Annotated in this window: 6 protein-coding genes; 4 read left to right on the forward strand and 2 right to left on the reverse strand. The window is 46.2% G+C overall.

Translation table 11 applies throughout. The annotated features are described in order from the left end of the window. The 4 genes from J4G07_14780 to J4G07_14795 form a co-directional block, all read left to right on the forward strand. On the forward strand, nt 1-705 hold a 705-nt coding region (locus J4G07_14780; GenBank protein ID MCE2415256.1), incomplete at its 5' end, for a hypothetical protein. A gap of 37 nt (nt 706-742) precedes the next feature. Beyond that, nucleotides 743-2,038 (forward strand): hypothetical protein, encoded by a 1,296-nt coding sequence (locus J4G07_14785; protein MCE2415257.1) that lies wholly within the window; start codon nt 743-745, stop codon nt 2,036-2,038. Further along, on the forward strand, nt 2,031-4,193 hold the full coding sequence (locus J4G07_14790; protein MCE2415258.1) for a M6 family metalloprotease domain-containing protein: 2,163 nt from the start codon (nt 2,031-2,033) through the stop codon (nt 4,191-4,193). The genes J4G07_14785 and J4G07_14790 overlap by 8 nt, the downstream gene beginning before the upstream one ends. A gap of 244 nt (nt 4,194-4,437) precedes the next feature. Then, nucleotides 4,438-5,490, forward strand: coding sequence for a hypothetical protein (locus tag J4G07_14795; protein ID MCE2415259.1), 1,053 nt, complete (start codon nt 4,438-4,440; stop codon nt 5,488-5,490). A 91-nt stretch (nt 5,491-5,581) separates the two neighbouring features. On the opposite strand, the gene J4G07_14800 is transcribed toward J4G07_14795, so the two are convergent. Further along, nucleotides 5,582-7,570 carry a DEAD/DEAH box helicase gene (locus J4G07_14800; GenBank protein ID MCE2415260.1) on the reverse strand — a complete coding sequence of 663 codons (1,989 nt, stop codon included), beginning with the start codon at nt 7,568-7,570 and terminating at the stop codon, nt 5,582-5,584. 28 nt (nt 7,571-7,598) lie between these two features. Beyond that, nucleotides 7,599-8,846 (reverse strand): trypsin-like peptidase domain-containing protein, encoded by a 1,248-nt coding sequence (locus J4G07_14805; GenBank protein ID MCE2415261.1) that lies wholly within the window; start codon nt 8,844-8,846, stop codon nt 7,599-7,601. Nucleotides 8,847-9,198 lie beyond the last annotated feature (352 nt).

Genomic DNA, 9,198 nt, shown 5'->3' on the forward strand with positions numbered 1-9,198 from the left:
ATCGAGAAAAACCTCGTCGTTGAAACCGCACAAATCGATCAGATCAGACAGGTTTCACTCGCTGAAATTGCAAAAATCCTGACGGTAGAACAGACCCGTATCAATCAGGAACTACAAGTTGCCTTAACCGACGAGGATCGGAAAATCGATGTTGCGAATAAGCAGCAGGTAACGGCACTCGCAGAGAAAGAGCAATTAGTCGCGGAAGCCGAACGTATGGGCGCAGAAGTGAATGTGACGGCAACAGAACAGGTGAAAGAAGCTGAATGGCAGCGTGAGGTGGCAATCATTGGTGCCGAAGCGCAGGCACAACCGATCGAACGACTTGCTGACGCTGTACTTGCCGAGGCGCGTGCGAAAGCACAAGGTGAGATGGCAGAATATGAAGCTCGAAATGTTGCTGAACAACGCGTCCTTGTCCAAGAGGCAATCTTAGAACTCATTGATGAAGCCCCTGATATTCTTGAGGAACTCATGAAACCTGTTGAGAAAATCGACAGCATCAAGATCCTGGATATGGGGAATAACGACGGACAAGGGGGACTCAACCGGAGTAATATGGGTAGACTCGCAAATGCCTTACTTGATACGGGTGCTATCTCTCCTATGCTTAAGGAACTGTTTAACTTTGCGGATGTAGACGCACAACAGATTACAGACAAAATTGCTGAATATCTATCTGATCTCGTCAACCGTCCGAGTTAATTTCCGTCATTACAGATAAGTCCTTTTTGGAAGAAACATGCGACATCCGCAATACCAAACTTCAAACAGAAAACCGAAACGCCAACGATGTCGAACGTGTCGTTCAGATAATGGGAAACGGATCTGTCCGGCACTCAACGGTATGTTAATTTGCCCGGAATGTTGTAGAGCTAAGCGTGCTAAAATCCCCGGTTGTGATGAAAAATGCGGATATTACTCACCACTTATTGTCTCCAGCAGAGCTCATAAAGCACCTGATTTTCCGTTGCATCGCTGTTTAATCAGTCGTTCTAAGGATACGGGTATGTTAATCGTGGTTGGTACCCGGAAACGTCCAGATGGCAATCTGAAAGCGATGTTCCTACTCATGGACCTCTGGAAGAAAGGTATTCGAGATTGCTTTTTTGATGCTAAACTTTCTGAGAAACAGTTCGAGAAGGTGTCACAAAGGATTGCGAAGAATTACAATCTCATGGAACCTACAGAACCTGACAGTGACGAACCCAAAGAACTCATTCGTCTACCGAAGGATACACTTGTTATTGAAGCGGATGCCGCAATCCACCTCGATAAGGGTGTAAGAATGGTTGAGCATGAAGAAGCGTCCGGTGGCAAAGCCATTGACAGTTTGAAAGGAGCACGGGCAATACACGAAATTTATATCCCGAAGACAGGGAAGTGGTACCTCTGGGCTCGCGCATTCTTTGAGTGGAGTAAAGACTCATATTGGATCGGTATGGATGATGCACTCGCAAAACCGTGGGATAAGGATGGGGGTCCAGGAGCGATTCGAATTTGTCCCGATCCAGATGATACTTCTAAATGGCACCGCTGGTTATGGAATGCCGGACCCGACAGCGTCGTAAATACCAAACAAGGTATCAATCCAGCTTTTTTCCAGATTAAACGGGCAGGCTACTACCGTCTCTGGTCTAAAGGCAGGGAAGCCGGTTCGCGCTTAGACCAGATTTTGCTGACCCGTGCCCGCGATTTCAACACGCAAATCGAAACAGAAGGAAAATCACTCCCAGTCAAGCATGCCCCACACCCATACGAACCTGCTTCCATCCATGAATGCCAAAAACTCATCCGCCACGCTGTCCAGATCGCAACCGCTGTCAAGACTGAAATACCTTGGGAATTCAAATATTGGCTTCAGGATGTATGGGGAGATATCACCCAATTCCCAGAAACAGAAGGCTCACTCTATAAATGCCCGAAATGCGCAGCCGATCTGCCACGACAGGCGGTCGATCTCATGATACAACATGCCCAGTCTGATGATATCCAATTCTATATTTTGTGCAGAAAGTGTGGAGGGGAGTTTGATTAAGCCTGTTTTAGTTCTACATTATCTCTCTTCGTCCATACGAATAATCTTACGGAGCTTGACGATTGGTGTCATCACCCTTGCTCTCTTTCCTCTGCTAAGTATCGCTGCACCACCAAATCCATACCTCTATTTTAATGAAGATTCAACAAGTGGTGAATTCGCACCTAAAACGCCTCAAAGCAGAGCAGAATTTCTTGAGGCACTTGATGGATGCTGCTTTGCCAGAGAACAAGGGGTCTTGCAGTCAGATGGTATAGAGTATGTCCTCGCTTTGAAAATAGATTTTGCTGATATGCCCGGACGTAGAGAAGGCGCGGCGTTCGATCAATACCTGTTCGCAACGGAAGGTATCTCCCTAAAAACGTATTATCGTGAAAATTCTTATGGACAGATGGATGTTCAGCCCGGTCCTGTAGGTGGCGTTTTCCCGAAAGGTAACACATGGATTCGTGCTAAAAAACCGATGACCTATTACGGCGAAGGCGGGAGAATCCTCGAACGCTATCGGGAATTGGTTCGCGAAGCGTGCGAAGCTGCGGACGCAGTCGTTGACTTTTCACAATATGACAGAGACAACGATGGAATCGTTGATCACATCTTCCTTATCCATTCAGGGAATGACCAAGCTTCAAGTGGTGTCATAGAGGACATCGCTTCCCTTCTAATACCCACCGTCAATGCCGTTTATGATGGGGTAAGGGTCAATACCGCAGCCGTTGTCGCCGAAGAACCCGATTTTCAACATCCGCACTTAGGCATCTATTTCCACGAGTTCTTTCACGACTTTGGGGCACCTGATATTTACGGATTCGACTTCATCATAGATAGACGCGATCACAAATGGGGACTGATGAGCCAATTTGGTCCCTACCAAGGTCCGGCAGAATTAGGTGTCGGAAACGGCTTACAGCCGAGCCATATTATTGGATACCTCAAATGGGATTTTGATGCGCACCCGCAAAATGGGCGCCTTGGCTGGATTCAACCCGTTCAGATAACACAAAACCAACAGATTGATGTTCCGAGTTTTGAACTCGGGCCCACAGATAATAAGCTTTTCAAAATTGATATTCATGCGTCAGCAACACCCGTTCGTGGAGAAGCGACAGAATTCTTCCTCATAGAAAATCGGAACAAAACGTCAGGGGCGAATTTTGATACCTATCTACCTGAATCAGGCATACTAATTTGGCATATTGATGAGACGGATCCTTACCCGCTTGGGACTTATGATGCATCTCAGCAAATTTGGCTTGAAGACCCAGCAGATCCGGAACACCTCGGAATTTATCAAAAAGACGATGCCAATCTTATAGATGTGCGAACGATAACCGATGGTGCCGCTTACTCCGCAGATGATGAACAGACGGCTTTTACGCCCGGAACCCTGCCGAATAGTAATGCTAACGACGGCACTGTAACCGGTATTTCTATTACGAACATCGGGCCGGAAGGTCCGACGATTCCTATCCTTGTGTCGTTCGGTGATACTTACGAACCAAACGATACGTTTGCGACTGCGTTCCCTATTACATACGCACAGACTTACGAATCTTTTCTTTTCGATTCAGATGATACACGAGATGTTTACAAATTAGAAGCAACTCGTGACATCACGATTTTGGTGACGTTGGCTGACATCCCCCCAGGCAAAAACTACCGCTTGTCCCTCTACACAGTAACGGGTGAGATGATCGCTACTGGCGAAAATGCGACTGACATCGGTGGACTGAAGCTCATTTATCAACCCGATACGACAGACATATTCTACATTGTCGTGGAATCAGATGGGGGATCCAGCAGTGTTGATTCTTACCGTTTGCGTGTAGAGCATCTTCAGGCAGGAGATTTCGCACTTGATGAGATAAAAGTATATCCAAACCCTTTTCTTACCAGCGAGACAGCGGTGACATTCGCCTATCGGCTGTCTGCTTCACAAATCGCCGATAACATTCGACTTGAGATTTATATCCCCACCGGAGATCTTGTCTATAGTGAAACACGTGAAGCTGCAGGGACGCAAGGTAAATTTGAATGGCACGCTGTAACTCGGAATGGCTCACCTATCGCGCCGGGCATTTATATTTACCGTATTTCTGCCAGGCAGGCAGATATGCTTGTCCAAGAAATAGGGAAATTGAGCATTGTAAAATGATTGCAATAAATTCTTCTCACTTATTTCTTGACTAAAAATTGCAGTTATGCTACTTTAAAACATAAAATCAGTTTTGATGCACCATTTTCACCGAATTTTCCGAGTCTAAAATCGCCAATTTTGATCGGTGGTACAGATTCGCTTTCGTGAATAAATCTATGGCGTTTTGGATTTGTAAGAGTGACTCTCAATAGTCAACAGTTTTGCCATTCGGAGAATGGCAACCAAGGAGGCAACATTATAAATGAAATGGTTCAATAAATTCACAGCACTCAATCTTGGACTGCTATTTGTGCTGACCGTAAGCGTTGCGGGTTGTGGAACAGCACTCGGTAATTTGTCACCCATTCAACCTGTGCATAATATAGCGACAGCGTTGGAGGAACAGACTGAAAATCCGAATGAAGAGGTAGTTGTTCCGGCTGTCCCTTCTGAGACACTCGCGAAGCCGTTACTCGACAAACACGGTATGAGTACTGTCGGATTCCGAATCGGAAAAGCGCGTGATGCCAACATGGAAGCCTTAACTTACATCTTCGCATTCGACGAATATGCCCATGCCGAGGATCAGTGGAGTGAATTCCTCAACGATTGGACGGACACCCAAATGGAGATTGAAAGGGGCTCTGGTGAAGATAGGAAAGTCGTTGATGTCATCATGATGTCTGATTATCCGCAACTGTTTGAGGTTCAGTCAAGACAGCCAATCCTTACGAAGACTGAGGATGACATTACCGTTTCTATCGCGTATTGGCGGCGGCCAGACCTTGACCGAAAGTACAATCGCGGAAATGCTTTTTCACCCTTTTATGAGACCGAAGCACTTCACCAAGGCGACAAAACAGATGTGTTTTATGTGAAGATTACTAACAATCGGAGTGAAAACATTATCTTTAATGTCAAGAAATGCCAAATCGTCGACCAAGACGAGAACCTCTATGGGGGTATGGATTACGATGATTTGGAGGAGCGTTTCACATACATGGCGCGTGCAACAGGACTCTATGTCAAAAATGGGCTTGAAACTGCACGCCGGATTCTCATCGAAAAACGGATGCCTATTGTTGAAAAACAGGTGGGTACACGTCGGACAGGAATACCTCCCGGTAAGAGTGTCGAAGGCTTCCTTCCATTCATACAGACGAAGTTGAATGCACTCGAGCTAAGGATTGTCCTACCTATTGAGAAGGCACCACCGCCAGGGGCAGCACAACGCTACCGAACGATAGAATTCGATTTCCCTTTCACGCATGATAGAGGGATTCGGGTTGCGCAACCTTCACCGAAACGCTATTAATGACAGTAGCGTTCGCGCACAGAAAATAGCATTTCGGGCTATTGACAAGTCTTAAGATGCCTGTGGTATGTATTTCCACGGGCATCTTTTTTTATTCTTCCACGACTTCGCAGTCCGGCAGTGATTCTAAAAATTGTCTCCCGTAATTCGCGGTTTTAATCCGGGGGTCGAGAATCACAACAATTCCCTCGTCCGTCTGTGTTCGGATGAGCCGCCCAAATCCCTGCTTTAAACGCAATATCGCCTCTGGTAAACTGAATTCAAAGAACTCGTTGCCACCCTCTTCTTTAATCTGTTTCACGCGCGCTTCCATCACCGGATGCGTCGGAACTTCAAACGGAAGCCTTGTAATGATAACATTACTGAGTGAAGCACCGCGAACGTCAACACCCTCCCAGAAACTGGACGTTCCAAACAGGACTGAGTCTGTGTCTTCACGAAACGCCTGAAGCATCGCTGTTCGCGAAAGCTCGCCGCCCTGTTTGAAAGTCTCAATCCCTCTTTTCTCCAAGTCAGGTGCGACAACATCGTAAACTTCGTCCATCATTTTGTAACTCGTGAAAAGGACAAACGCTTTGCCATGTGTTAGTTTGAGGTAGTGTTTAATCTTTTCAATCGCCGCTGGCACAAATTGATGACTGTTCGGATGCGGCATATTACGCGGGATATGAATCTGGACCTGCCGTTTAAAGTCAAACGGCGAATTCACAAGAAACTCGCGACACCCAGTTATCCCGACCCGTTTTTTGAAGTAAGAGAAGTTGCGATTTGTAGAAAGTGTAGCACTCGTCATCACAACGCTATTTTTTACGGTGAACAGATGATCTTGCAACATCTGATTCACATTTGCTGGGGTGGCATTGAGCAGGATACGAGGGGTTCGTCCGCGTGTCGATATCTCAGCCCAATAGACATAATTCGGGTCGCTCTGCCGAATGATCATATCCAATTCGTCACGGAGGCGTTGACAATAATGTTGGTGCGCTATAATTTCTTGTTCATCATCGTCCGTAATAGCATCGTCACGGAGCCGTTTCAAGGTTTTCTCAATATCGGCAAGGGGGTCATCCAACACATTACTGACGAAATTGCTTTTATGAATACGTGGTGTTAAGGCGTTACTCCCCATATCGTTGTCAATCTCTTCTTGCATAGCCTCAATAATGGTTCTAAAGAGGGTATTTGCCTGTTCGCGCGCTGTCTCTACTTGCGTTTGCAAGTGCGGTGAATCGAATTGTTTTGCCAAACCTTCTTTGCTTCGCTCATTGTACAGGGAATCGAGAAGCCATTTGACGCGAGTATTACTGAAGTCGATGCTGGCGTGGTTCGTGGCTGTTGCTTCCAAGTGATGTGCTTCATCAATGATGAGATAATCGTAATCAGGTAGCACACTCATAGCCGCCTCAGAATCTTTACGGATTGCGAGATCGCTAAAGAGTAAATGATGATTCACAATAAGTAAGTCGGCGTTGTACATTTCTCTTCGGGCTTTGAAGTAGAAACAAGTATCGTAAGTCTCGCAATTACGTCCAAGACAATTATCTCTATCGGAAACCACTTTATCCCATACCTGCGGTTGGGGTTGCCAAGACAGGTCAGCCCTACTGCCATCTACAGTTCTATTCACCCATGCTTCAATTTCTGCGATTTCCTCTACCTCTTCATGCGTATCAAACAATCCTCGTTCATAATTCATCAAATTTTTGAGTCTTCTTCGCGAGAGATAATTACGCCGTCCTTTTGCCAAAACCACATTGAAATCGCGCGGGAGCACACGCTGAAGAAAAGGGATATCCTTCGTTACGAGTTGTTCCTGTAGACTGATAGTATTCGTTGAAATAACAACCTTCTGTTCCGACTTCAGTGCAAGGGAAATTGCCGGAATCAGATAAGCAAAGCTTTTACCAACACCTGTTCCTGCCTCAACAATCAGATGCTCAGATGCTGTAAAGGCACGAGCTACCTCGTGTGCCATCTGCAATTGTTCTTGGCGAAATTCGTATTCCTCAAGTTGTTGCGAAATGAGACCGCCGGGACTAAAGATGTCTCTGAGGGTAATGTTTTGTGATGTTTCTGCCATAATCCTATTTACTATTTCCAAGTTTCGGCTAATTTTCGAGGTTAACAGTTATTCTCTCTTCACCATGACTGCTTTTAATGTCGAGGATTAATGCTTCAGCATCCTGCTTCGCCTGAAGAAGTGCCTCGAAGGTCCGCACATCTATGATTTTCTGGTTATTAATCGCGATAATAAGTGCCCCATTCGGTATCCGTGCCTCGTATCCGGGGGCATCTACCTTAACCCTCTCAACAATAACTCCCTGATCTTCATCAGTCAGGTACGTATACCTCTCAAAATCTCCAGCTTGTAATTTCCGCACCGACAAACCCAGTATATCCCAAGTTACAGACTTAATTTCAACAGTCTGCCCCGCCAACTCGGGCGGCAATTCTCCAATCGTTACATTGAGTGTTCTTTCGTGTCCCTGCCTCAAAACCTTGATGGTAGACCGCTCACCAACTTGTGATTCCGCAACGAGCATTTGGAGTTCGACAACCTTTTTTACCGTGTTACCGTTGTATTCAATAATAATATCGTTACGCCGCAAACCGCCAATATATGCCGGGGCATCCCTAATGATCCGCCTCACGCGAACGCCGCCTCTCGCGGGTCGCATCTCTATACCAAGGTAACCCCGAATGACACGCCCATTCGCAATGAGCTGATCCGCAACACTCTTCACGAGATTAATGGGAATTGCGAATCCCGCACCTGCCATCGCGGGAGCGGGTGTATTTTCATTGTTATCATTACGCCGAATGAGTGCGTTGATCCCAATAACCTCACCCCGGATGTTCAGCAACGGGCCCCCACTACTACCCGTATTAATCCAAGCGTCTGTTTGAATAAAGTCTTGGTATCGAACAAAACTGAAACCTCGGAGAATCGAACGACTCTTACCACTCACAACGCCTGTTGTCACAGTGTAATCGAGTCTAAATGGATTGCCGATCGCAATAGCAAATTCCCCCACCCGAACCCTTGAGGAATCAGCCAAAGGAATGACAGGAAACGCTTCGTCTCGTTCAATCTTTAGAACCGCGACATCAGTGTTATGATCCGTTCCAACAAGCTCTGCCTCAAAATTACTACCATCTAACAACGTTACCCTTATATCTCTCGCATCGTGAACAACATGATGGTTCGTAAGAATGTAGCCCTCTTTGCGAAAAATCAGACCCGAACCGACGCGATTTTGAGATTGTGCCTCCTCCATACCTTCGACGAAAATACTAACAATTGCGGGCTTGCTTCGAGCCACAACATTCACAAACGCATTTTCAAAAGAAATCAACAGGTCCAGGTCCCTCTGTTGGTTACTCGATTGGGCACACGAAGAAACTAAGACTACAGTAGATAACAAGAGAATACAGAAATCTATACTTTTCCTCATCAATCTTCGGGCAGGAGACCCCGCTGCTTTCGCTCGCGGAGGAATGCCCGCTCCTTTTTTGTAGTTTTTAGAAAGAGTGCTGTTTTAACACCACCTGCACAGTGGGTGTTTGGATTCAGATGGGGCCGCTTCTTTTCGGAAGTGCTGTCACCATCTCCGATCCGACCTGACCCGGTGTCCTACCAAAAGATTTTGTGGGTAATCTCCCTCTCGGGTTGTATGTTTCCCCTTCCACATCACAGTATCCAAGTTT

It is taken from the genome of Candidatus Poribacteria bacterium (assembly GCA_021295715.1).
GTDB lineage: Bacteria > Poribacteria > WGA-4E > WGA-4E > WGA-3G > WGA-3G.